General features: G+C 41.4%; 1 pseudogene. It reads left to right on the top strand.

Annotated features, from left to right (window positions below):
- A pseudogene (locus ABHN01_RS22840) lies at positions 1-1159 on the top strand (IS1182 family transposase); the annotation flags it as partial.
- Positions 1160-1183: the final 24 nt, after the last annotated feature.

The raw sequence follows: 1183 nt of genomic DNA, 5'->3' as shown, positions 1-1183 counted from the left end.
AATGGTCTTGATTCAATATCTTTTTGGTATTCGCTCCATGCGTCAAACCATTAAGGAGATTGAAACGAATATTGCTTACCGTTGGTTTATTGGTTATGACTTTAGTGAAAAGATACCTCACTTCTCAACTTTCGGTAAGAACTACGCACGCCGTTTTCATGATAGTGACCTCTTTGAACAGATCTTCTACCGTATTCTTTGTGAAGCCACAAACTATGGTTTGGTTGATCCTTCTGTTGCGTTCATTGATTCCACACATGTGAAAGCAAACGCCAATAAGAAGAAGTTCGATAAAAAGGTTGTTCGAGTTGAGACGCGAAGCTATCAAAACTTATTAGAAGAAGAAATCAATGTCGACCCTGAGGAACACGGAAAAAAGCCAATATCCCCTCAGACGAAAGTTGAAACAAAAGAAGTGAAAATAAGTAAGACTGATCCTGAAAGTGGCTACTATGTAAAGGACGAACGAGTTGTTTGCGTACTCCTTTCATACAGCCAGTGATTCAAGAGGATTCATATTAGGAAGCTTGGTCACGGGAGCCAATGTTTATGATAGTAGAATGCTTGAGCCACTTATGAATCAATTGATCGATAAAGTAGGAAAACCAACTGCCCTAGCCGTAGATGCAGGATATCAAACTCCACCAATTGCCAAGTTTTTAATGGATCAAGAAATTCGCCCTGTGATGCCTTACACCAGACCCAAAACGAAAGATGGTTTCTTTAAGAAATACGAGTACGTCTATGATTAATATTACGACCAATACATATGCTTTGCAGGGTGAAACATTACCTTATAGAACGACGACCCGCGAGGGCTATCGTCAATACGCTTCCAATCGTGTAAAGTGCCAAAGTTGTCCTTTGCTTTCTCAATGTACGCAGAGCCAACAGCACGTAAATGATTCACAGGCACATCTGGGAGGATTACCTAGAGGAAGCGAACCACCTCCGTCATACAGAGGAGAATAAGAAAATTTATGCACGGCGAAAAGAAACCATTGAACGGGTTTTCGCTGATGCAAAAGAAAAGCATGGTATGCGATGGACAAAGCTCAGAGGGCTTAAAAAAGTTTCCGCGCATGCGATGCTTACTTTCGCTGCCATGAACCTGAAAAAACTGGCAAACTGGACATGGCAAGGGCCATGCCCAGCTTGATATCTTAACGAAAAAGGACAAAAA

Source organism: Fictibacillus sp. NRS-1165 (genome assembly GCF_050468105.1).
Lineage (GTDB): Bacteria > Bacillota > Bacilli > Bacillales > Fictibacillaceae > Fictibacillus_C > Fictibacillus_C terrinigri.
The sequence above is the reverse complement of the archived record's forward strand: the minus strand, read 5'-3'. Positions and strand labels throughout refer to the sequence as shown.